Source organism: Aphanizomenon flos-aquae FACHB-1287 (assembly GCF_014698755.1).
Taxonomy (GTDB): domain Bacteria; phylum Cyanobacteriota; class Cyanobacteriia; order Cyanobacteriales; family Nostocaceae; genus Dolichospermum; species Dolichospermum flosaquae.
Genome location: NZ_JACJTO010000001.1, coordinates 181,191 through 203,072 on the forward strand (window position 1 = coordinate 181,191; position 21,882 = coordinate 203,072).

Below are 21,882 nucleotides of genomic sequence, written 5' to 3' on the forward strand. Positions count from 1 at the left end.
GCAGATGATAGAGTGAAAATTGTCGGTAAAAGTAAATAAGTATGACAGGAAATATTGATATAAAAACCAGTGATAACAACCTAATTATCGTATTAGTAGAACCAGCCGGACCATTGAATGTCGGTTCAGTAGCCAGAGTTATGAAAAATTTTGGCCTATCTAAATTAATATTAGTCAATCCTCAATGCGATCGCTCATCTCTTGATGCTATAAAAATGGCAGTTCATGGCCAAGATATTTTAGAATCTGCTATCATAGTAGATACATTACCACAAGCATTACAAGGCTGTGTCCGCGCCATTGCCACCATTGGCCGGGATTACAGTGGAGGAATGCCTTTAGAAACTCCCCGTACCGCTTTACCCTGGTTATTAGAGGAAATCCGCAAGCCTGTAGCCTTAATTTTTGGTAGAGAAGATAGGGGCTTAACCAATGAAGAGTTAAATTATGCCCATAGATTAGTTTTTATTCCTACCAATCCAGAATATCCATCTTTGAATTTAGCTACAGCGGTTTCTATTTGTTGTTATGAATTGTCACAATCTACAGAGTTATTTATAAATAAAAATATACCCGCTTCAGAAATCGCCCCGTTAGATGCTATGGAAGCTTACTATCAACAATTAGAGTCTTTATTGCTTTCGATAGGTTATCTTTATCCCCATACCGCAGCTAGTCGTATGGAAAAATTCCGCTATTTGTATAACCGCGCTTACCTACAAATGGAGGAAGTAGGAATGTTACGCGGGATTTTACGACAGGTAGAATGGGCAATTAATAGGGAAAAACCCGAAAAACCCGAATCTACCTAGAGCTTACTCAACGGTGACAAGCCAAAATTGAAATGCGGAACCCGGGACTTGAACCCGGAAGCCTTGCGGCACTAGAACCTGAATCTAGCGCGTCTGCCAATTCCGCCAGTTCCGCTGGAATTAAATTCTATCTACATTTTCTCATTATTACTTAATCATTTTTACTTGTCAAGAAAAAATTTGCCAGAATTGGAAACGGGGCAATTTTTAAATTTTGCTCACATTTAGCCAATCCCCATTTTTCCAATCAAGCTGGCATACTGCATGATAGAATCTAACGACTTTATGGTATTTGACAACTGAGAAGAAAATCTTCCGGCTTTTGGCTAGAGGATTGTCAACATAGAATCAAAACCAACATCAAACCTTTATAATTACTTACTTTTGGAGGTAGGCTTATTAATCCCCCTAGCAGCTTACCAGATGCCAAATCTTCACTAGAAACAGACTCCTCAGTCTTGCAAATCTCTGGAGGGCATCCTTTGGCGGGTCATGTAACAATTAGCGGGGCTAAGAACTCCGCACTAGTAATCATGGCTGGAACTTTCCTATGTTCCGGCGATTGTCGGATTCGTAACGTTCCCTTATTAGCGGACGTAAATCGGATGGGGCAAGTTTTATCGGCTTTAGGATTGCGTTTAAATAGAGATGGGGATATTTTAGATGTAGATGCACGAGAAATTACTTCATCTAAAGCTCCTTATGAACTAGTTACCCAACTGCGAGCCAGCTTCTTTGCTATTGGTCCAATTTTAGCTCGATTGGGAGTAGCACAAATGCCCCTACCAGGGGGTTGTGCCATTGGGGCTAGACCCGTAGATTTGCACGTCAGAGGACTGCAAGCCATGGGTGCGGAGGTGCAAATTGAACATGGTATTTGTAATGCTCATGTTCCCGGAAATAATGGTAGATTAAGAGGCGCGAAGATATACTTAGATACTCCCAGTGTCGGCGCGACAGAAACCTTGATGATGGCTGCTACCCTAGCAGACGGGGAAACTATCATTGATAATGCCGCTAGAGAGCCAGAAGTAGTAGATTTAGCTAACTTCTGTAACTCAATGGGAGCAAAAATTCAAGGCGCGGGAACAAGTACAATTACTATAGTTGGTGTTTCTAAATTACACTCAACTGATTATACCATTATTCCTGATCGGATTGAGACCGGGACATTTTTAATTGCTGGAGCAATTACCCGTTCTGAACTGCTTCTATCCCCAGTCGCACCCGCTCATTTAATCCCTGTCATAGCTAAATTGCAGGAAATTGGCGTATCAATTATTGAGGAAGCCAAAGACTGTTTACGGATTTTACCAGCGAAAACTCTCAAGGCTATAAATATTGATACCTTGCCCCATCCTGGGTTTCCTACGGATATGCAAGCGCCTTTTATGGCTTTACTGGCTGTAGCAGAAGGTGACAGTATTATTAATGAATCGGTCTTTGAAAATCGCTTGCGTCACGCCTCCGAGTTGAATCGCTTGGGTGCTGATATCCGTGTTAAAGGTAATACTGCTTTTGTGCGAGGAGTGCCAATTTTATCGGGCGCGCCAGTCATAGGTACAGATTTAAGAGCTTCCGCGGCTTTAGTTATAGCAGGATTGGCAGCGACAGGAACAACCACTGTTCAAGGATTGCATCATTTAGATCGAGGTTATGATCGTCTTGATATGAAGTTGCAGCAATTAGGAGCAAAAATTATCCGTGTGAATGAAGCATCAAAAGATGCAAATTTACTTAGCAATACAACTAATCCTCCAGCCTCAGTTTCTATCTAAAGTTCGAGGATTTTGTTTTTGTTAACTTAATGGCGATTATTTGGATTTATTGATATCGCCATTAACTTTCTTGAAATTCCCATTAATCTGTAGTAAAATCAATATATCGCCATTACTGTAAACAATGGTTATATTTTCAGAAACTCTGGAATAAGCGTACTTACCAAATTCCTAAAATATTTCCTAATCAAAACTTAGACAACTTAGTAATTTGTGTAACTGGAATTGGTGTTACAAAAGATTTTAATGCTTTAATAGTCAATACACTTTCTGATGTTCAATTACAAGCAAATGGTCAATGTTTCCCTTTGTATACCTACGAAAAACAAAGCGAACTAGGATAACTATTTGCAACAGCAACCACAGAACAATACACCAAAAAAGAAAACATTCCCGATTAATGACCCTAACCATTGGTCAGAAAATCCCCGTTATATAGTGGATTTAGTTAAAAGGATAGTGAGAGTCAGCTTAGAAACCGTGAGAATAGTTAAAAGTTTACCAGCATTGAATGAGATATAGCCATTCCCTTAAAATCTCTGTTCAAACTCAACCACAGCCCGAGTATCATCTGTTAAATTAGTAGAAGAACGGGCACGAAATTCATTATTTATGCGGTAATTAAGACCCCATTGTAAAGGATCATCTGCTGTTATAATCTTAATAGTAGAAACGGAAAACTTTGAAGAAAGATCAATTCCTGCTTCTAAAGCCAATTCCAAAGATGAATTACTTTTCCCTGCTTTCGGTCTTTGGGAAAGAATAGTAGGAAATATCCGCAATTCACTTAAACCAAAAGCATCACCAATTTCATTAAATGCACCTTGGAAATTACTAAAAACAGCCGAACCAGCGATATTCATTAAACCCAATTGAATATCACCACGTTCTTTATTATCAATAAGACCACCTCCTAATAAGGTAACAATTTGTGTTTCTGAACGAGAAGGATTACTTTTTAGTCGTAAATTATCATTGATTTGACTAGCTAAACCATCGATACTAGCTTCTACTCGAACCGTGTCTAAACCTGATAAACCTGTAGAACCTTGTCTACTAAGATCACTATTTTGAGTAATATCTAGAACTTTAGCAAATAAACGAATATCTAAATTAGGGTCACGAGGTTGACGAGGACTAAAAGTAGCGGTATGTTGATAACCACGGGACAAATTTAACTGGGTAGTGAACAAATTTACCGCACCTCTGGTTAATTTGATAGTTCCGTCTGGTACGGGGTTAGTTAAAGAACCGTTAACAATTATATCTCCAGAAGCTTGAAAATCAAACACTGGTGGTTTAGAAATTTGTATATTTTTTCCCAGTGTTAATTTTAAATTATTTAACGTGGTACTTGCATTTTCTGTATCTGTTTTATTTTGATTATTAACTTTAGCAGATGATGAATTATTCTCTTCAGGGTCTGGTAAGGATACTTTACCATTAAATAATTCTATATCACCACTAATTATTGGTTTAAGAAGAGAACCAGTAATTTTTAAATCACCATTAGCACTTCCTTGATATAATGCTTTCAGGTTTAAAACTAATTGTTGTAAATTAACAGTTAGGGGAGTATCTGTTTTCATGTCTTGACTATTGAAAATTGGGAGTTCTCCTATAGCTGTGATATTACCAGCACTAAATTGACCTCCAAGACTTTCTACAATCACACTGGTTAAATCAAATTTGGCATTACCCGTCACATTAGTTAATTTTTCCGGTAATGCTTGAGCTCTAAATGTAGCATTATCAAGACTAGCAGTTCCTTTAACTAAAGGTTGTTTTTGAGTTCCTCGAACTTTTAAATCTAATTCTCCCTTTCCATTTTCAAAAGCTATCTCATTAGTAAAGAAATTTAAAAGTGTCAAACCTTCGTTTTTAACTTTAATATCTAAGGTAATTTGATTACTGTCTGATTTTTGAATTGCAAAGGGTAATGGGTAGGGAATACTACCATTAATATTTGCAGGTTCAGTACCAACCCCTAGTAACTGACTATCAAAGTTTAAACGTCCGTTGTTATAACCGAAACTAGCATTAAGTGATTCTATTGATTTTCTATCGATTGTTCCTTCTGTAATGTTTAATACCCCCTTCGCTTGAGGACTATTGATACTCCCCGCTATTGCTGCGGTAATATTTAATTTACCTGTAATTCCCACGGGGAGTTTTACTAAATTACTTAAGCGTTGAAGGGGAAAATTTTCAATACTGAGTTGACCTGATTGTTCTTGACTACCAATATTACCTTTATAGCTAAGTATTGTCTCCTGTGATTGAATTTGTAAAGGTAAAAAACGGAAAGTTCCTGCTTCAAAACTACCTTTAACTATGACTTTTTCCGCAGCATAAAAGTGGGTTGGTTCTGTTGGTTTCCCCCAAGTAAAGTCTTCTCCTTGGAGGTTAAATTTTATCCTGGGTTCGTTCGTTGTAGCAGTGTTAATAAATATTCTACCATTCAAAATCCCTTTTAAGTCTCTCAAATCTGGTATAGGTTTAGCTGCTAACCGTTTTTGCTGTTGACTAGTTAACAGGGCATCAATTTCTGATAACCTTTGGATTTGGGTCAATAAAGGCTCTAAAGGTAATCCTTGGGAGTTGGTGGTTAAATCCGCAGATTTTCCGTATTTGGGTGCTTTTAAACCCCGTTGGAAGTCTTGAATATCAAAGATTTGAGCGACTGTGAGCAGGTTTTGAATATTGCCTTTGTCAATGTTTATTACTGCCCGTAGTTGGGGTTGTTTTACCCACGGTTTAATGATATTCGCGTCCCCGCTGTATCTACTTACACCTCTGCGAAAGTCGCTATTAATAAAGACTAATGTATTATTATCATAGCGGATTTCAGAAGTAAAGCGATCGCCTTTAATCCGCCCAACTTCTGGTTGTTCAATGGCTATATTTGCCTTGGTAGCCAATGTCTGCGAATTAAGTTGCAAATTTGCTGTTAATAATCCTCCCACTCCTCCCGGTCCTAAAGGAATATTAGCTGGTATTTTTACATTTAAAGCTGTTAAAGGGAAATTACTTACATTTATATTCCAGTCGGAGTCCGTTGCTGCACCTGATAATAATGCTTGTCGCCACTTAACTAAAAAGGATTTAGGACGATTATTACCATCTAAATTAAATTCTATGCGTTCCTTTGTTCCTGCAATATCTAAACTTAACCCTTGACCCAATTTAGAATTAATGTTACCCGTTAATAACGGCTCAAAAGCAAATTTCTGAACTTGGAAATTCCGTAGCCCCAGCGTACCTGTAATATTTGGTGCGGTTGGTTTTCCTGTCACCTGTCCGTTAAAATCTAAGCCGCCAGCAATATTCACAGTATCAGGTAATTTAACTGGTAACTGTTGCAGACTATAATTTTTTGCCTGGATATTCAAATTTAATTCAGTGATTTCTGGGATACTTACCTTTTTAGTATTAGCTAACAAATAACCTTTAGCTTGAAAGTCAGCGTTATTAGAACTATCAATAGTTAGCTTTTCTCCATTCCAACCAATATCAGCTTGAATAGGTGAATTAACACCTGGAAAACCTCGACTAAACCGGACTTGTCCCACCGCAGCCACATCTGCTAATTGCGGAGACGCTAAAATTCCCGCTACTTGCAACTTCCCTCCTAACTGTCCTTGTAGCTGCGGATTAAAAGGGTTTAATTTTAAACCTGAAGTAGCCAATAATGCTTGATAACGACCACCATTAAGTTGAATATAAGAGGCAGTAAGCGCACCACTAGGTAATTTTAAACTGCCGTTGCCCTCTGCTTGAATTGTTTCTGGTTGAAATGACTCAACAGAACCCGCTACCTGGAATTGACCAGTGATTATACCCCGCATTTCTGGAGGCAATTTCTGCGTCTCCAGGAGTTTTGTTAAAGGTACATTATCCGCTTGAATTTTTGCCTGATAGAGCCCTTGGGCAACTTCAATATTAGCAGCTTTAATTCTCCCACCACCAACAGCCAGAAAGGCTTCACCGGTCGCAAATAAAGTTTTGATATTAAAATTTTCCCTATTACCGGCAATCATGAAATTACCTGTGAGGAGATTATTTAAAATTGGGTTAGCTTGTTTTAAAATAGTTCCTAAACGTAAATTATTTCCTGTTAATGAAGCTATAAAATTTTGGTCTTTGAACTTAATTTGGGAAATATTAATTTTACCACCAGCAATGTTAACATTGGCATTTTCAGGAATAATTGTCTCTAGTTGAAATGGTGAAGAACTTCCCGATAAACGCAAATTACCGTTAAATTCTGCCCCAGCTAGAGAAATATTTTCCTGTTGTTTTTGGTCAACAAAAGATGTTAATTTAATGTTTTTAGCTTGAGTTAAAGCTTGCCAACGCCTCTGATCATGATTATAAATACCATTACCTATAACTACACCTCCACCAAGATTTGCAGCTATATCACGGAAAGTAATTGTCTGGTCAGGATTAATAATAGTTGTCCCTGTTGCGGGGTATTTAGCTTGAGGAACTTGCCATTTAACTACGGTTTGGGTATTATTAGCTACACTCTTCAATTCTGCGGTAGCGGCCACCAGTCCAATAGGAAATCCTGTTTTCACATTATAAGCTTGAGCGATGGCATCCCCAGGAATATTTTCCCCTCGTAGTTGAAAATTGAGTGCAGATACTTGACCAAGTTTAATTATCCCTGCACCTTTAACCTCACCACCATAAGTAGTTTTACCTTTAATATCTGTAATATTCAGTAAGGATTTACTACTGATTAGCTCAAATTTACCACTAACTTCGCTAAAATTAACTTTATCAATTTGGGTGGTTTTCAAGGTACTTATATTACCAGATAATACAGGTTGAGAAATACCTCCGGATATTTGCAAATCTGCTCGAGCTATACCACTCACAGGAATGGGTAACTTGACTTTTAGGGTTGTTTGGGCATTAGCTAAACTTACCGCGTGTACACGCCCTTTTAGATTAAACCCTGTTTGCTGATCAATAGTACCCGATGCTGTGAGGGGAATTTGTCCGTAGTTTGTGACTAGATGATCTAATTTAATTACCGGTCCATCAAAACTGATGTTTCCCTGAGTATTTATTAGTAACTGGGGGACTTTCGAGATTTGCACCGTTGCCCCTTCAATGGTAGCATTACCGTACAATAGGGTTTTTTGACTGGGTAATACCTTAATTTCTAAATCCCCATTAACTTTCCCACTTTGTAAAGTCAGTGGTGAAGCTATAATCCGAGTAATATCTGATGCCAGAATATTTCGGGCTTTGACTCGTAAATTCCCGACTAAAGATTTCTCAAGAATTAGATCTCCAATAATAGAAATATCACCTTCACTGACTGCTTTACCAGCCAAATCTAATTTAATTAGGCGATTTTTATCTAAAAGTTGAACTGTGCCATTAATGCCAGTAAATCCGACAGGAACTCGTAAAGAAATTTTTTCTTCCCCATTTTCTTTCGGTAATAATACTATGTGAGCATCACGCAATCGCAACTTATCTAAATTAGTTTCAATTGGTCCTTTTTCGGTAGGTACAGCTATAGTAGTTGTTAACCAACGCCCTTGATTATCCTGTTCAATATATATATCTGGACTGACTAAAGTTACATCTAATTGGAGATTACGGTTAATAATTAACTGCCAAGGATCAAAACCCACATTTACTGATTTAATACTTACCCTATCAGGATCTGTGTCTGTAGCGGGAATCTCTGAAGCGGTAAACTCAACACCAGTTAGAGAAAAGGACTTAACGACCCCCAGTTTTACCGGACGGTTAAGGGTAGTAGTGAGACCTTTGTTTGCTAATGGTACTAAATCGTGATCAACAAAAACCTTTAATCGCCAAATACCGACAATACTCCCCAGAAGTAATAAAGTGCTTATGCCTACTAAACCGCGACTCAGGATCATCAACCATAAACGCTTAAGCTGAGAATTTGTAGGGGGAGAGTTTTGAATAGAAGGGTTAGACATAGGTTTTCAATCTTTGATTACCACAGATTTGGCAAAATCCTAATTGCTGTGAGACATTTTGGATATGTTCTATAGTAGACTTATCTCGGATCATTGGCAATAAAGCCATAAGATGTTGTATTTCTCCAAAATGTCAAGAATCTATAACCTAGAGTTTTCAGATAATTGAGGGAATTGATCAATCAAAGGATGGATAATGCGTGTTTTTGTACTGATTTTCAATGCTGGGACTGATAATGAGGGGATTCACAGTATTCGGATTAGCAATGCGGAAGGGTTAACAGAGAATAAAATCCTCTTGTTTGAGTCGGAAGACGATGCTACGCGGTTTGCTTTAATGTTAGAAGCTCAAGATTTCGCTGTACCAACGGTGGAAATGATGAATGCTGATGATATTAAGGAATTTTGCGAAGGTACGGGCTATGCTTGGGAAATTGTTCCTGAAAATAGTGACTTAGTGCTTCCACCGGAAACGAATGTGGAAGAAACTGATTGGCAAGCTGAAATAGAGGATGATGATGAAAACTTATTCCCTACTGGTTCATTTGCCCCAGAAAGTGTTAATTCTGATTTAGACAGTATTCGTCGTAAGTTGGAAGGCTTATTATGATTTTTCATGAGTTACATTAAACTAGGAAACGATATAGTCATTATTAACAACTGACAACTGACAACTGATACAGGATACATAAGATGACAAATTTTCAGGAACGCGGGCATCTACTCACTGAACAAGTTAATCCCCATAGTCTCCATTTAGACCAACTCAACTCTTTAGAATTGGTGGAGTTGTTTAATAGTGAAGACCAAAAAGCTGTAGCAGCGGTAGCAGAAGCTAAGGTGCAGTTAGCAGCGGCTATTGACTGTACAGCGGAAAGACTGCGTCAAGGTGGACGGTTATTTTATGTGGGTGCAGGAACAAGTGGTAGAATAGGAGTATTAGATGCTGCTGAGTGTCCACCTACGTTCTGTACTCCACCTGAATTGGTACAAGGGATTATTGCTGGTGGTGCAGGAGCATTAGTTCGCAGTTCCGAGGATTTGGAAGATCGGTCTGAAGATGGAGAAAGTGCGATCGCTCAAAGACAAATTACCCAACTGGATGTAGTAGTGGGTATCACTGCTGGGGGAACAACACCTTTTGTTCACGGTGCAATTAATGCAGCCCGTCAACGAGGAGCAGTGACTATTTTTATTGCCTGTGTTCCCGCTGAACAAGTGAGTATCGAAGCTGATATTGATATTAGACTGTTAACAGGTCCGGAAATTTTGGCTGGTTCTACTCGCTTAAAAGCGGGTACAGTTACAAAGTTAGTCTTAAATACTCTTTCCACTGGGGTAATGGTGAAATTAGGGAAAGTCTATGGAAATCGGATGGTAGATGTTGCTGTCACTAATCAAAAATTACGCGATCGCGCTTTGCGAATTCTACAAGACCTGACTGGTCTAAATCGAACCGATGCCGGGATTTTACTAGAACATAGCGGTAAATGGGTTAAATTAGCATTATTAATGCACTGGACTGGTTTAGATCAAGAAGCAGGTAAAAAATTACTAGCTGCCCATCAAGGTAATCTGAGAGTGGCTGTAACTAGTTATAATCTCAAATAAAATTCCATCTCATGATCTATTTACTGGGTTATTTGTAGAAATAGAACTGCAACAATTTCCGAATTGTTTTTTGAGTTGGATAAAATCTATATTCTGACTATTCGCGCTGTTTTTGTTGCTGATACAACTGCTTAAATAAAGCTTGCTGTTTTTGATGATCAACAATTGGTTTGGGATAATTGACTCGATGACATTCTAACGGGGGAATTTTCCCAGTTATTAAATATTCTGAATCTACAGAACGCAATTCCCACACCCATTGACGAATATATTCTGCTTCTGCATCAAATTTTTGAGTTTGACTAACTGGGTTAAAAATGCGTAATGGTTGGGGGTCCATACCACTAGAAGCGCTCCATTGCCAACCACCATTATTAGCAGATAAATCACCATCAATGAGTGTCTGCATAAAATACTTTTCTCCCCATTGGGGATTAATAATTAGGTCTTTAGTTAAAAAACTCGCAACTATCATTCTACATCTATTGTGCATCCAACCAGTTTGATTTAATTGACGCATAGCAGCATCAACTATAGGATAACCTGTTTTTCCCTCACACCAAGCTTGAAAATATTCTTCATTATTTTGCCAAGGAAACTTTTTAAAAATATCCCTATATGCACCATCAGCTAATGTGGGAAAATGGTACATAGCGTGTTGATAAAATTCCCGCCATGCTAATTCTTTTTGCCATGTTTGGATACTGGCATTTACTTCTTCACTATGACTATGTGCTAAGGCTTCTATTGTAGTTTGCCAAATAGTTCTAATACCAATAACACCAAATTTTAAAGCTGCACTTAATTGAGATGTACCATCAACTGCGGGAAAATTCCGCTGTTCTTGATATTCATAAATAGCAGATTTCACAAAATTATCTAATCGTGTTTGTGCTGCTAATTCTCCGGGAGAAATAATTAATTCTTCATCCCAAATAAAACCTAAATCTTCCGCAGTAGGTAAATTAATTGTTCCCATTTGTTGAGCAATTTTTTCTTCTTTCTCTGTTAATCCCGTAATATTTTCTAAAATTTTGACTGGTTTAGCCTTAGATTTAGTAATCCAATTTTTCCAGAAGGGAGTATAAACAGTATAGGGAGTTTTTGCACCGCTAAAAATTTCCGTTGGTGAATGTAGTAACTGATCCCAATTATAATTAAGAAACTCAATTCCTTGGGTTTTTAAAGCATCAATTACTGCTAAATCTCGTCTTTGTGAATAAGGTTCAACATCCCAATTCCAAAATACTGCTTTAGCTTGTAATGCTGCGGCTAATTTGGGAATTGCCACAACGGGATCATTTTGTAAAACCAATAATTGACTACCTACCTGTCGATATCTTTCTTGAAGAGATTGCAAACAGCCAATCATATATTTTACCCTGGCTGGGGCAATATCATCACTTTGGAGAATCTGCGGGTCTAGACAAAACACACCCACAATTTTGGGACTTTTTTCTCTGGCCGCAGCTAGTCCAGTATGATCAGAAATGCGGAGATCTCGACGATGCCAAAACAAAATTAAATCAGACATTTGATGTTAGTATAGTTCTCATGTACTAAATTAGATTTTAGCAATTATACCGAATATTATGTAAGGCTGTACAGGATAATAATCAACCGTATTTATCTGCGTTTATTTGCGTTTATCTGCGGTCAATTATTATGAAAATCTGATTTTATTGTAAATTGTGATCAGACCAAATTTGCACAACTCGACCTGTAACTTCTTGACCAAACCAAGGAGTATTATAAGAAAGTGTTTGGAGATTTGCTTGATTCACATTCCAAGTTTGCTGAGGATCAAATAAGGTTAATTCAGCTTTTTCACCGGGTTGAATGGCTTTAATTTCTTGTTGTAAACAAGCCGCTGGTTGATGACTCAAAACGCGCCATAATTCTAGGGGTGTAAATTCTCCAGTCTCTACGAGATTTTGCCAAAGTAGGGGCAATGCCAATTCTAAACCAATTGCGCCCGGTGGTGATTCAGCAAAGGCTTGAACTTTTTCTTCATAGGTGTAGGGTGCGTGGTCAATAGCGATCGCGTCTATTATCCCAGTTCGCAGGGCATTCCGCAAGCATAACATATCTTGATGATTTCCTAAAGGCGGATCTAAATGTAAAGATGTGTGATAACTGCTGATGGCTGTTGTATCGAGTAAAACGTGCATCCATGTGGTACTAGCGGTAATGGGGACACCTTGAGCTTTAGCTTGAGCAATTAATTTTACACTTCGTGCAGTAGAAACGCGCATAATATGAACGGGTGTACCAATATCTGCAACCAGTTCTAATAAAGCGGCCATAGCCGTTGTTTCCGCACTAACTGGAATAGGGGCTAAACCTATTCGCAAAGCTTCTGCACCTTCTCTCATTCTACCATTAGCCGCTAAATGGCGATCGCATGGCCAAAAAGCCACAGGTTTATTAAAGGGTTGAAGATACTCTAAAACCCGTCTGACTATCCCCAAATTTTCCCAAGGTTTAGCATCAGTAAAACCCACAACTCCCGCTGCGGCTAAATCTGCTACTTCTGTTAATTGTTTACCTGCTAAATCTAAGGTAATTGCCCCCCAGATGTACAAATGGGGACATGGTTGTTCTCTGTCTCTCTGTTGCTGTAACCGCATCACTAAAGCGGGTTGATCAATGGGCGGAGATGTATCTGGTAAAACACTAACCCTAGTAAAACCACCAGCAGCGGCAGCTTGTAAAAAGGAATTAAGATTTTCTCGTGCTTCAAATCCGGGCTCACTACAATGACTATATAAATCAACTAATCCAGCCCCAATAACTAGGCCTTGACAATCACGAATGGACGTATCGGCACTAAAATCCGTAATTTTCTGGGCGATAGTTTGGATATAACCATCAATAATTAATACATCTGCTACGATGTCCGTTTTCTGAACAGGATCAATTACTCTTACTTGTTTTAATAGTTCTTTGGTCATGAGGAATATTACTTATCAGTGCTATTTAGCTGTTACTTTTGATTGTTTTTGCCATTCCTCCTGCTCCCTGCCCCTGGTTTACTAACCAGGAGTTTAAAATAGGTAATTACAGATTTACAATCGGTGCAGCAAATTTACACCATGTGTATCAGTACCACAGGTGTTAAATAACTCGAATTTTTCCGCTAACTGTTGGACTTCCTCCGTTTCCACCTCACTAGCCTTCCAGGGCTTAGGGTTATTGTAAGCGTAGAAAGTCTCAACACCATCAATCCCATAGCCAGCAGCCGCAGGAATGAGGTCAAAATGCGATCGCCTGTACCGGGCTGGGTGAGCCAGTACCGCCAATCCTCCCGCTTCATGAATAGATTTAATCACGTTAACTGCTTGATAAGCATGACCGACACTGGGAATTTTTTGTAAATATGGCTTCATGCTAGGATGGTCTGACTCAAAAGCATAGGCCAGAATGTGGACTTCAGTATCCAGCAAATTGGCATTAATTTCTGCACCACTCCACAGGTATGGAGTATAGGCCTCAAGATTACTCCGCTGCCAATTTTCTAACCAAGCCTGGGCAGCCTGGTAGCCACAGATACTATGATGATCAGTGATAGCTAGACCTTTTAAGCCAATGGCAATCACTTGATTCATCAACTCACTCGGTTCTAGTTTGCCATCCGAGTGGACTGTGTGCATATGAAAATTAAATAACTTGGGACAACTTTGGGCATCAATGCGTTGGAATACTTGCTTTAGTAGTTCTTTAGAAACAGTAGTCCGGGCAAAATTTACAACCATAACCCCCCCTGCACGAAAATTACATTTTTCTCACAACACCAACAGGCCATATTTGTAAATGAGATATAATCAATACCACTAATTAGTCAATACGGATACTTACTCAACTACACCAATTGATTTTTGCAATATGTCAAGACTAGGTTAGCAAATATTAACGCTGATGGCGATTAGTATTTTTGATTACTTCCATCAAGGAAATATAAATTTTGTGTATAGGTTGTATTTGCTTACTGTTGTTGTGACAACAACCCGACTAATTCACCTGTGCCATTAATAACTTCACCAATGGCATTAGCAGGGATATCCTGAGATTGAAAATGAGTAATTACCTGTTCTGCTTGCTGAGGTGGAACTAATAACACAAATCCGATACCCATATTAAAGGTATTATACATAGCCTCAGGACTAACAGCGCCAGTTGTAGCTAACCAATGAAAGACAGGAGGAATAGTCCAACTATCAGGTATAATTTTAATCGCTTGATCCTTGCTTAAACATCTCGGTAAATTTTCTGGTAAACCACCTCCAGTAATGTGAGCCATACCATGAATTTCTAAACCTGATTGCAAAGCGGCTAAAACAGATTTAACATAAATACGTGTAGGCGTTAGAAAAGTTTCACCAATAGATTTTTCATGTAGTATGTCTGGGGTATCTGTCCATGCAAACCCGCTATTAGTGACAATTTTTCGGACTAGACTCAACCCATTACTATGGACACCTGTACTAGCTAAACCTATAGCTACATCTCCTATTTGCACCTGAGAACCGTCTAACATTCGGCTTTTTTCGACAATTCCCACACAAAAACCCGCCAAGTCATATTCACCAACTTGGTAAAAACCCGGCATTTCCGCCGTTTCTCCCCCTAATAAGGCTGAACCGGCTAATTTACAACCTGTAGCTATTCCTGCGACTACCTGAGTTAATTGTTCTTTGTCTAATTTACCCGTAGCTACATAATCAAGAAAGAATAAGGGTTCTGCACCTGATGTCAACACATCATTAACGCACATTGCCACCAAATCTATACCCACAGTATCATGACGGTTGAGAATTTGAGCTATTTTCAATTTTGTGCCGACACCATCTGTTCCCGAAACTAAAACAGGTTCTTTGTAACCTGTGGGGAGTTGAAAGCAACCACCAAAGCCACCCAGTCCCCCCAAAACCTCTTTTCTAAAGGTGCTGTGAACCAAATTGCGAATTTGGTCTACAAAGGCTCTACCTGCTTCAACATCAACGCCTGCATCCCGATAATCCATGCTTAATTATACCATTATCAATTCATTACTTAGGTTATGATTATCACACAATTTATTAATCTAGATCAATTATTGTATCCTAAATAATCAATCATTAGTAATAAAAATCTGGTAAGTCAAGTGAGCAAGCAAATTACTCAATTTTATTATACAGCGGAACATAAACCCAATCAGTTAATTTACGGAAGTGGGCAAACTGCGGTAATTACGGGATGGACAGTAAAAGAAACCCTACGCAAACACTTAAAAGATAATGAATACGCTGTCATTGGACAATTATACTCACCAACTAGAGGTATAAACTTATTAATTCGTAATTTGTTACTTAATCCTCACGTTCGGTATTTAGTTATTCTCAACGCTACTAAAGAAGATAAAAACGCGGGTGCTTGTCAATGTTTAGGTGATTTCTTCCGTTATGGTGTAGAAGCAAGTATTAGTGATACCGGGCGAAAATCTTGGGTAATTCGTTCTTTAATTCCGGGTTATATTGATATTGATATTGATATCAATGCTTTAGAAAAATTACGCCATTCTGTAGAAATTCAAGACGCAATATCAATTTCTGACGCTGTTGAAAAAATTCAATACTACACCCAAAAAGAAACCGTTGCACCTTGGGGAATACCATTACAATTCCCTATGAATATAGTTGAACCAACGGTTTTTCCAGGAACACGATATGGACATAGAATAGAAGGTAAAACCATTGCTGAAACTTGGGTAAAAATCATCCACAGAATTAAAACAACGGGGACAATTAGACCAACTGGTTATGATGGAAAATGGCAAGAATTGATAGATTTAATGGCAGTTGTCACCGAAGAACCTGATGATTTTTATTTTCCCGAACCTAATTATTTACCAATAGATAGAAGTTTTTTAGAAGAATATATTTCGCAAATATTAGATGATGCAATTAATCAAGAAGGGGTAAAATACACCTATGGACAAAGGTTGCGTTCTTGGTTTGGAAGAGATCAAATTGAACAGGTAATTGAAAAATTAATTGGAGAAATTGATGCTGCTAGTGCGGTCATGACTTTATGGGATGTTAAAGATCATGAAAAAGGTGGTAGTCCGTGTTTAAATCATATTTGGTTAAGAGTAGTTGATAATGAATTATCATTAACTGCTGTTTTGAGAAGTAACGATATGTTTGCAGCTTGGCCAGCTAATGCTATGGGATTGAGGGCTTTACAAAAACATATTAGAAATGAGATTTGTCAACGTTCTCAATATGATTTGAAACTAGGACCATTAATAACTCTGAGTCAGTCTGCTCATATTTATGATGATACTTGGAGTAATGCGGAACAGCTAATTAAAGAACAATATTCTGCAATTTGTAAAAAATTAGATTATTATGATCCTGCGGGTAATTTTTTAATAGAAATAGCAGATGATAAGATAGTTGTTACCCATACAACCCCTGGAAGTGGTGAAATTGTCGGTTGCTATTCTGGGAAAAATCCTTTGAAAATGATTAAAGAAATTTGTGCTGCTTTACCTGCGATACGTCCAGATCATGCAGGGTATTTGGGTATGGAATTACAAAAAGCGGCAAATTGTCTTAAAATTGATAAGTCATACATTCAGGATCGATAACCACTAACAGACAACCATTTTAGAAATGGTTGTAGAAAATTCTAGTGTTTTCCAATGCTCAGGGGGTATTTTATGTCAGTTTTAGGTTTTTTAGGTTCAGATCAACAAACTCGCTGGACAGGGGTACAAGCAATAAGCAACGTATTGGCAATTATTCTTTCACTGATTGCTATATTCAAACCTTCTGATTCATCTAATCTAAATCTCAGAACAGATATTAATTCTCAGACACAAGCAAATCCAAATAAAACAGTCTCTCCAGGCTCAAATAAATAGTATATTTTGTTTTTATTAACAAAGATATTTATATTTCAAGCTTATATTTTTGTAATAAAACTAAAATTTGTTGATTCAACACCGAAAAGAATATAACTTGTAAAGCAAGGTAACTAATAAAATGTACAAAATATATGTGTCTGGTGCTTTAACTAACGTAGAAAATCCAATAGAAACTAAAGCACTATATGAAAAAATAGGCTCAGTTTGCGAAGAAATTGGTTTTCAAGCTTATGTACCGCATTTACATACTGACCCAGTGAATAATCCTGATATTACTCCTCGTGAAGTTTTTGATAAAGATAAACATCAAGTTAGTATATCTGACTTAGTTATTGCTTATCTTGGTTCGCTTTCTTTCGGTGTGGGAATGGAATTAGCTTATGCGGAAAACAACAAAATTCCTATCATTGTTTTGTACGAAACAGGTAAGCGGATATCAAGATTTCCTCTCGGTATTCCCTCTGTGATTGCTATAATTCAGTTTAATGACCATGAAGATGCTTTAAATCAATTAAAAACTGTTTTATTAAATTGGAAACAATAGTATCTAGGATTTTTATTCTCAGCCAAGTAGTATAGTAAACTTTGAAATTAAAAGATCATGCAAGATATTTCCTCATCTGATAAATACCACCAAAGACCAACATGGGATGAATATTTCCTCATGTTGGCTAAATTAGCCGCAACTCGCTCAACTTGTCTTGCTTTTCCAGTCGGTGCTGTAATTGTTAAAAATAAGCAAGTTGTAGCCACAGGTTATAATGGTTCACCGTCAGGCTCGGCTCATTGTATAACCCAAGGATACTGTTATCCAGGTTTAAATAGCTGTGATGCTAGTAAAATACTACCATCAAGGGCTGTACACGCGGAAGCAAATGCGATCGCTCAAGCCTCAAAGTATGGTATATCTACAGATGGATCAAGTATATACGTAACATTAGAACCCTGTTTATCTTGTTTGAAGTTAATTATCTCCGCTGGAATTAAAGAAGTATTTTATGAAACTTCTTTTAATAGTGGAGAAAAAGCTTTAGTTAGAGATTCTTTTGTTAACGAAGGTTTAGTTACAATTAAGCAAGTTCAACTTTCTGAAAATATAGCTAAAAAGGCTGCTTCCTTCCTATTATCTTCTATTTCTGTGAGTGATTTTGTAAATACTTAATCTCAAAGAGACTTAGGAATCTGTCAGGATAATATCAATAGTGTAGCAGTGCATAAATTTTCTATTTTAGAATATTTTTGTCGTTGCATAATAGCAGTATGAATTATGTTTTGCGCAAAGGCGCAAAGTTTAAGATTTTGATCGTGTGGTGTAACCATATTTTCTTGATTGTACACTCCTATTCAACAAAATTTGTGGTAGTATCAAGTCTTCCATCTTCCATGTGAATAACACGATCAGCTATATCTAAAATTCGATCATCATGGGTAACAAGTAAAATAGTACAATGTTGCTCTTTGGCTAAAATTTGCATTAAATTAACTACATCTCTACCTGTTTTTTTATCTAATGCTGCTGTAGGTTCATCTGCTAAAACTATGCTAGGATGACCGACTAAAGCGCGAGCGATAGCTACTCTTTGTTTTTGTCCTCCAGATAAATTATCAGGATAATAGTTTATTCTTTCACCTAAACCAACTTCTTTTAGTATAGCTTCTGATTTGGCGATAGCTTGTTTTTTGCTAATATTTTCATGAAGTTCTATGGACATTTGTACATTTTCTCTTGCTGTTAAAAATGGTAATAAATTATGCGCCTGAAAAATATAACCAATATGACGACGTATTTGGACTAATTGCTCTTCACTTGCTCCATATAATTCTTGATTTAATTCTTGTAAACTACCATTTTGTACTGAGCGTAAAGCACCAATTAAGGAAAGTAAAGTTGTTTTTCCTGAACCAGAAGGACCTGTCAAAATTACAATTTCTCCTGCTTTAATTTCTAAATTAATATCAAATAATACCTGTTTTGTTAATTCTTTTTCACCATAAAAATGGTTTAAATCCTCAATTTTTATACTTGGGTTCATAACTAGTTAAAACTCCTCAAAACTGTTAAAAAACTATTAAAAAATATCAGCAGGATCGGCAGATTTTAATTTAGCAACGGCAGTTGCACCAGAAATAAAACACATTAGCATTGTTGCGATGAAGACAAAGATTCCTCTTTCCCAAGTCATAACTACGGGTAAAAGAGTAGCTGCTTTTGTAAAATGGTATTGAATTATGGCAATGAGAAAGCCGGGAATATAGCCTAAAATAGCAATTAAAACAGCTTGTTGTAATACCATTGATAGGAGGTATTTATTACGATAACCAATGGCTTTTAATGTAGCATATTGAGGTAAATGTTCAGAAACATTAGAATAAAGAATTTGATAAACAACGACAATTCCCACAATAATTCCTAATGCAACTCCTAAGTTAAAAATAAAGCCAATTGCTGTGCTAGTTTGCCAGTAATTTTTTTCAAAGTTAATAAATTCTTGTTTACTTAAAATTTTCACATCTTTGGGTAAATACTGTTTAAGTTTTTTACCAAAATATTCTAAATTTGCATCAGGTTTTAATTTAATAAAACCAATATCTATTATGCCTTTTTTACGGTTAGAAAAAATCCTTTGAAAATTCAAATGACTGGTGATTAAATTACCATCTGAACCAAAAGATGTACCTAATTGAAATAAACCAGCTACTGTGATTTTCCGATTATTTCCACTAGCTGTTATTTCAGTAGTTACTGTTTTTTGTTTTTTAAATTCAGCAACAACTGGACCAAATTCACGTCTTGAACCTTGATCAAATAATACTTGATCTGGTATTTTTAATTTATCTATATTTTCATGAACACCTGGTAAATCAAAAATTTGATGTCTAATATCAAAACCAATGATAAAAATATTCCGCCAATTATTTCTGGTTTGAGGATTTTTCCATTGGCCAAAACCCAAATAAATTGGAGTAACAAAATCTACTTCTGGAAAAGCTAAAGTTTGAGTTAAACGACGTTCAGGAAAACTTTCCATAGCAATTAAAGCGTTACTACGAGGACTAATTAAAAAATAATCTCCATTTAATCCTTGATGTAAACGCACAGCACTATCAAATAAAGCATCACGAATACCTAACTGCATAAAAACAATAACTACTGCGAAAATTACGCCAGAAAGGGCAACAATTAGTCTAATTTTTTGATATCTTAGTTGTAGCCAAGCTGTAGGAAGTTTGTTAAACATGGTTGATTTTATGAGTAATAATTGAGATATTAAACAAGATATTAATTATCAGTTTTTCCAGGATTAATAATGACATTAACTTGTAAATTAGTCAACCGAGAAACTTTGATACTGTCTTGGGGATTTAATTTAATTTTTACTTCCACGACTCTAGCATCTGCGTCTGCTACTGGATCTGTACCTAATACATTTTTGCTACTAATTTCCAAGCCAATTTCATCCACAATTCCCGTTAATTCTTCAACAATACCGTCAGCTTTTATGGTGGCAATTTGCCCTAATTTTACTTTATTAATATCGGTTTCATATATTTCAGTTGTGACATACATTTGTTGAGTATTACCAATCGCAACAATGCCTTTATTACTAATAAGTTCACCTGGCCAAGTGTGAATTTTAATAATTTGCCCCTTTTGAGGGGAACGAACATAGGATAAATCTAAATTAGCTTGAGCAGTTTTGACGGCTTTTTGTGCAGCTTCTAATTGTGTATTTGCTAGTATTACATCCGTAGGTCTTACTTCTGATACTGCTGCTAAAGTTGCTTTTTCTTGATTAATTTGACGACTAACTGTGTTAATAGTACGATTAAGATTTGCGGTAGCTTGATTAATTTGCTCTTGTTTAGTGGTAATAATTTGATTTAAAGTTGATTTTGCTTCTTTTAGTTGATTTTCTTTGATTTCTTTTTGCAGACAAATGTTATCTTTTTGCGAAGTGGAAATAGCACCATCTGTATATAAATTTTCATAGCGACTACATTCTGTTTGAGCATTTTTTAATTCAGATTTAATTCTCTGAATGACAGCTTTTTGAGTATTTTTTTGCCCTTGTAAATCGTATTTTAAACTAGCAATGGTGGCTTTTTGGGTGGCAATTTGTCCTTGTAATTCGGCTTGATTTGCTTGAAATTTTGATTTTTGAGCAGTAATTTCACCTTGTTTTGCACCAGCTTTTATTTGTTGTAAACGTGCATTGGCAACTTTAACATTTGTTTTAGCTTCTTCTAAAATTGCAGTGAGGCGATCGCTATTATCAAGAATTGCAATGATTTGTCCAGTTTTTACTTGTTGTCCACGTTTAACTAAAAGTTTTTTAACTTTTGCACCTTCCATAAAAGCGGGGGCTGATAATTGAATGACTTCTCCCTGGGGTTCTAAATATCCTAAAGCTGCTATTGCTTGAGGAGGAAGTTGATTTTGTGAAGAAACTGGTAAAGATGTTTGATTAGGTAACTGTTTTTTTACTATAGAGTAGGCGATCGCAATCACAAATCCTGAACTAACTATAGCAATAATTAAGGTAGTTGTACCACTCTTTTTAAAAGGATTGAATAGTTGCAAATTCATATTTACTCACGTTTTTAATTGCGTTATTATCCAATAGTGTATCAGTGTATAAATTTTCTATTTTAGTATATCTTGGGCGTTGCATAATAGCAGTATGAATTAGGTTTCACGCAAAGGCACAAAGTTTGAGATTTTGATCGTGTGGTGCAACCATATTTCCTTGATTATACACTCCTATTCAACAAAATTTGTGGTAGTATCAAGTCTT

At 36.9% G+C, this 21,882-nt stretch carries 18 protein-coding genes and 1 tRNA gene; 10 read left to right on the top strand and 9 right to left on the bottom strand.

The features are described 5' to 3' along the window. Positions 1-41: 41 nt before the first annotated feature. A complete protein-coding gene (locus H6G44_RS00825) occupies positions 42-812 on the top strand; it encodes an RNA methyltransferase (protein WP_190386054.1) in 771 nt (256 codons plus the stop codon). Positions 813-845: 33 nt separating this feature from the next. Here H6G44_RS00825 and H6G44_RS00830 read toward each other — a convergent pair. Beyond that, positions 846-927: transfer RNA gene (locus H6G44_RS00830), tRNA-Leu, on the bottom strand. Positions 928-1,210: 283 nt separating this feature from the next. Between H6G44_RS00830 and murA the strand changes: the two genes are divergently transcribed. The 3 genes from murA (at position 1,211) to H6G44_RS20085 (ending at position 3,112) form a co-directional block, all read left to right on the top strand. Further along, positions 1,211-2,590, top strand: coding sequence for a UDP-N-acetylglucosamine 1-carboxyvinyltransferase (gene murA / locus H6G44_RS00835; protein ID WP_190386102.1), 1,380 nt, complete (start codon positions 1,211-1,213; stop codon positions 2,588-2,590). Positions 2,591-2,691: 101 nt separating this feature from the next. Then, complete coding sequence (locus H6G44_RS20080) at positions 2,692-2,934, top strand: type ISP restriction/modification enzyme (protein WP_311138872.1); 243 nt, start codon at positions 2,692-2,694, stop codon at positions 2,932-2,934. Positions 2,935-2,938: 4 nt separating this feature from the next. Beyond that, complete coding sequence (locus H6G44_RS20085) at positions 2,939-3,112, top strand: hypothetical protein (protein ID WP_242031687.1); 174 nt, start codon at positions 2,939-2,941, stop codon at positions 3,110-3,112. A gap of 8 nt (positions 3,113-3,120) precedes the next feature. Here H6G44_RS20085 and H6G44_RS00845 read toward each other — a convergent pair whose 3' ends face one another. Continuing rightward, positions 3,121-8,565 carry a translocation/assembly module TamB domain-containing protein gene (locus tag H6G44_RS00845; protein ID WP_190386053.1) on the bottom strand — a complete coding sequence of 1,815 codons (5,445 nt, stop codon included), beginning with the start codon at positions 8,563-8,565 and terminating at the stop codon, positions 3,121-3,123. Positions 8,566-8,761: 196 nt separating this feature from the next. Here H6G44_RS00845 and H6G44_RS00850 point away from each other — a divergent pair, with 196 nt between their 5' ends. Next, a complete protein-coding gene (locus tag H6G44_RS00850; protein WP_190386052.1) occupies positions 8,762-9,175 on the top strand; it encodes a DUF3110 domain-containing protein in 414 nt (137 codons plus the stop codon). 83 nt (positions 9,176-9,258) lie between these two features. After that, positions 9,259-10,176, top strand: coding sequence for an N-acetylmuramic acid 6-phosphate etherase (gene murQ, locus H6G44_RS00855; RefSeq protein ID WP_190386051.1), 918 nt, complete (start codon positions 9,259-9,261; stop codon positions 10,174-10,176). Between the two features lie 97 nt (positions 10,177-10,273). Here the strand turns inward: murQ and H6G44_RS00860 are convergent, their stop codons facing one another. The 4 genes from H6G44_RS00860 to purM all read right to left on the bottom strand — a co-directional run bounded on the left by H6G44_RS00860 (position 10,274) and on the right by purM (position 15,199). Next, on the bottom strand, positions 10,274-11,710 hold the full coding sequence (locus H6G44_RS00860) for an FAD-binding domain-containing protein (RefSeq protein ID WP_190386050.1): 1,437 nt from the start codon (positions 11,708-11,710) through the stop codon (positions 10,274-10,276). Positions 11,711-11,855: 145 nt separating this feature from the next. Further along, positions 11,856-13,130, bottom strand: coding sequence for a dihydroorotase (locus H6G44_RS00865; protein WP_190386049.1), 1,275 nt, complete (start codon positions 13,128-13,130; stop codon positions 11,856-11,858). A gap of 114 nt (positions 13,131-13,244) precedes the next feature. Further along, positions 13,245-13,931 (bottom strand): PHP domain-containing protein, encoded by a 687-nt coding sequence (locus H6G44_RS00870; RefSeq protein ID WP_190386048.1) that lies wholly within the window; start codon positions 13,929-13,931, stop codon positions 13,245-13,247. Between the two features lie 230 nt (positions 13,932-14,161). Beyond that, positions 14,162-15,199 (bottom strand): phosphoribosylformylglycinamidine cyclo-ligase, encoded by a 1,038-nt coding sequence (purM, locus tag H6G44_RS00875; RefSeq protein ID WP_190386047.1) that lies wholly within the window; start codon positions 15,197-15,199, stop codon positions 14,162-14,164. 120 nt (positions 15,200-15,319) lie between these two features. Between purM and H6G44_RS00880 the strand changes: the two genes are divergently transcribed. From H6G44_RS00880 to H6G44_RS00895, 4 genes are all read left to right on the top strand, one after another. Continuing rightward, positions 15,320-16,807, top strand: coding sequence for a thymidylate synthase (locus H6G44_RS00880; RefSeq protein WP_190386046.1), 1,488 nt, complete (start codon positions 15,320-15,322; stop codon positions 16,805-16,807). A 72-nt stretch (positions 16,808-16,879) separates the two neighbouring features. Further along, the gene (locus tag H6G44_RS00885; RefSeq protein ID WP_190386045.1) at positions 16,880-17,083 is read left to right on the top strand and encodes a hypothetical protein; all 204 of its coding nucleotides are present in this window, start codon (positions 16,880-16,882) and stop codon (positions 17,081-17,083) included. A gap of 121 nt (positions 17,084-17,204) precedes the next feature. Further along, a complete protein-coding gene (locus tag H6G44_RS00890) occupies positions 17,205-17,630 on the top strand; it encodes a nucleoside 2-deoxyribosyltransferase (protein ID WP_190386044.1) in 426 nt (141 codons plus the stop codon). A gap of 57 nt (positions 17,631-17,687) precedes the next feature. Continuing rightward, the gene (locus H6G44_RS00895) at positions 17,688-18,248 is read left to right on the top strand and encodes a deoxycytidylate deaminase (RefSeq protein ID WP_190386043.1); all 561 of its coding nucleotides are present in this window, start codon (positions 17,688-17,690) and stop codon (positions 18,246-18,248) included. A gap of 178 nt (positions 18,249-18,426) precedes the next feature. Here H6G44_RS00895 and H6G44_RS00900 read toward each other — a convergent pair whose 3' ends face one another. Genes H6G44_RS00900 through H6G44_RS00910 form a run of 3 tightly spaced genes read right to left on the bottom strand, consistent with a single transcriptional unit; the run spans position 18,427 to position 21,674 of the window. Further along, positions 18,427-19,119 carry a DevA family ABC transporter ATP-binding protein gene (locus H6G44_RS00900; protein WP_190386042.1) on the bottom strand — a complete coding sequence of 231 codons (693 nt, stop codon included), beginning with the start codon at positions 19,117-19,119 and terminating at the stop codon, positions 18,427-18,429. Positions 19,120-19,155: 36 nt separating this feature from the next. Beyond that, positions 19,156-20,325, bottom strand: a complete 1,170-nt coding sequence (gene devC / locus H6G44_RS00905) for an ABC transporter permease DevC (RefSeq protein ID WP_190386041.1) — start codon at positions 20,323-20,325, stop codon at positions 19,156-19,158. Positions 20,326-20,366: 41 nt separating this feature from the next. Further along, entirely contained in the window at positions 20,367-21,674 is a 1,308-nt protein-coding gene (locus H6G44_RS00910; protein ID WP_190386040.1) for an ABC exporter membrane fusion protein, read from the bottom strand. Positions 21,675-21,882 lie beyond the last annotated feature (208 nt).

Excerpts from the sequence above, each read along its gene's own strand:
- H6G44_RS00825 (WP_190386054.1), top strand. The coding sequence starts at position 42 with ATGACAGGAAATATTGATATAAAAACCAGTGATAACAACCTAATTATC.
- H6G44_RS00845 (WP_190386053.1), bottom strand. The coding sequence starts at position 8,565 with ATGTCTAACCCTTCTATTCAAAACTCTCCCCCTACAAATTCTCAGCTT.
- H6G44_RS00850 (WP_190386052.1), top strand. The coding sequence starts at position 8,762 with ATGCGTGTTTTTGTACTGATTTTCAATGCTGGGACTGATAATGAGGGG.
- murQ (WP_190386051.1), top strand. The coding sequence starts at position 9,259 with ATGACAAATTTTCAGGAACGCGGGCATCTACTCACTGAACAAGTTAAT.
- H6G44_RS00860 (WP_190386050.1), bottom strand. The coding sequence starts at position 11,710 with ATGTCTGATTTAATTTTGTTTTGGCATCGTCGAGATCTCCGCATTTCT.
- H6G44_RS00865 (WP_190386049.1), bottom strand. The coding sequence starts at position 13,130 with ATGACCAAAGAACTATTAAAACAAGTAAGAGTAATTGATCCTGTTCAG.
- H6G44_RS00870 (WP_190386048.1), bottom strand. The coding sequence starts at position 13,931 with ATGGTTGTAAATTTTGCCCGGACTACTGTTTCTAAAGAACTACTAAAG.
- purM (WP_190386047.1), bottom strand. The coding sequence starts at position 15,199 with ATGGATTATCGGGATGCAGGCGTTGATGTTGAAGCAGGTAGAGCCTTT.
- H6G44_RS00885 (WP_190386045.1), top strand. The coding sequence starts at position 16,880 with ATGTCAGTTTTAGGTTTTTTAGGTTCAGATCAACAAACTCGCTGGACA.
- H6G44_RS00890 (WP_190386044.1), top strand. The coding sequence starts at position 17,205 with ATGTACAAAATATATGTGTCTGGTGCTTTAACTAACGTAGAAAATCCA.
- H6G44_RS00895 (WP_190386043.1), top strand. The coding sequence starts at position 17,688 with ATGCAAGATATTTCCTCATCTGATAAATACCACCAAAGACCAACATGG.
- H6G44_RS00900 (WP_190386042.1), bottom strand. The coding sequence starts at position 19,119 with ATGAACCCAAGTATAAAAATTGAGGATTTAAACCATTTTTATGGTGAA.
- devC (WP_190386041.1), bottom strand. The coding sequence starts at position 20,325 with ATGTTTAACAAACTTCCTACAGCTTGGCTACAACTAAGATATCAAAAA.
- H6G44_RS00910 (WP_190386040.1), bottom strand. The coding sequence starts at position 21,674 with ATGAATTTGCAACTATTCAATCCTTTTAAAAAGAGTGGTACAACTACC.